This window comes from Acetomicrobium mobile, from assembly GCF_937920065.1.
In genome coordinates this window covers 1-1,589 of the sequence record NZ_CALETC010000300.1, presented here as the reverse complement: position 1 = coordinate 1,589, position 1,589 = coordinate 1, and the positions used below count along the sequence as shown (strand labels likewise).

Annotated in this window: 1 protein-coding gene and 1 riboswitch; the gene reads left to right on the top strand. The window is 47.5% G+C overall.

Annotated elements, in window-relative coordinates; translation table 11 throughout:
• The first annotated feature begins 113 nt into the window (after positions 1-113).
• Positions 114-234: riboswitch (molybdenum cofactor riboswitch) on the top strand.
• 267 nt (positions 235-501) lie between these two features.
• On the top strand, positions 502-1,589 hold a 1,088-nt coding region (locus Q7P41_RS11160), incomplete at its 3' end, for a 2Fe-2S iron-sulfur cluster-binding protein (protein ID WP_303884303.1).

Genomic DNA, 1,589 nt, shown 5'->3' with positions numbered 1-1,589 from the left:
GATAAGACACATTCAAGGCATTGATAGTTTCGCTCACGTTTTAGGTGAGGTAACTCATTCAGTTGACATTTGTTTTTGCATTTATTATGATTAATTATGCAAGTGATGATGTTATATTCATGCGACCTCCGAGTCGATGTATCTAAGGGTGTTTGACCTATGAGCATCGACCGATAGGGTCTTTTCGGAAACGAAAAGGCCTCCCGCTTGGAAAGGAGGAGATGGGATTATAACCCCCTTCCCAGGAGGAAGGGGGTTTAGTTGTTTAGTTAGCATATTATTCGGACAATATAGTTTTACTTAAAGGAGGTGTTGCAGAAATTTTACTTTAATGGTCTGTAGTTTTATAGGATCGTCAATCATGAAGAATTCTTCTCTGATTTCATACGAGTGTAGACATGGAATATGGTGAGAGAGTAAGAGGTGCCGAAAGTTCAATTGATTCGTATTCGAGATGGACTTTGAAGGTGCCGTGTTATGAAAGAGAAGGAGTGGTAAAAGATGATCCAAAAGCAGTTCTTTGTCAACGGAGTGGAACGCAACATCGTAGTAAATGGAAAGGACACCCTGGCGAAGGTTTTGCGAGAGCAACTGGGTCTGACAGGAACGAAAGTCGGTTGTGGACAAGGACAGTGCGGCGCTTGCAACGTCATATTAAACGGCAAACTTGTTCGTTCATGCGCCATTAAGATCGACAAGATCAATGACGGGGACTCCATAACAACCATCGAAGGGATTGGCACACCCCAAAAGTTACACCCCCTCCAAAAGGCCTTTATTAAGCACGGAGTAACCCAATGCGGCTTCTGTGTTCCAGGTTTTATCATCTCGGCTAAGGTGCTTTTAGACAATAATCCTTCTCCGACTCGGGAAGAAGTAAGAGAATGGTTTCATAAAAACCGCAACGCATGCCGCTGTACGGGTTACATTCCCATCGTCGACGCCGTAATGGATGCAGCCAAAGTTCTTAGGGGAGAGATGGATGAGTCGGAGCTGGATTTCAAAATGCCAGAAGACGGCAGGATTTGGGGCACTGCCTACCCGAGGCCCACTGCGGTGGCCAAGGCGACTGGGACGCTGGATTATGGCGCCGACCTGGGGCTAAAGATGCCCGAAGGCACACTGCAGCTGGCGCTTGTGCAGGCAACGGTGAGCCACGCTAATATCAAAAACATCGATATCTCTGAGGCCGAAAAGATGCCCGGCGTCTACAAGGTGGTCACGCACAAGGATATCAAGGGCAAAAATCGCATAACCGGACTAATTACCTTCCCGACCAACTTAGGAGATGGTTGGGATCGGCCGATACTTTGTGATGAGAAGGTCTTCCAGTTTGGAGATGCCATAGCAATAGTCTGTGCCGATACCTATGAAAACGCCTGTGCTGCTGCCGAGAAGGTCAAGGTCGATCTCGAGGTACTGCCTGCCTACATGAGCGCTCCGGCAGCCATGGCAGAAGACGCGCTGGAGATCCATCCCGGAACGCCAAACGTTTACTATGTCCAAAATCTTGAGAAGGGTGAACCTACGGCTCCAATCTTTGAAAAGGCCCCCAATGTTGTGGAAGACGATTTCTATGTGCAAAGACA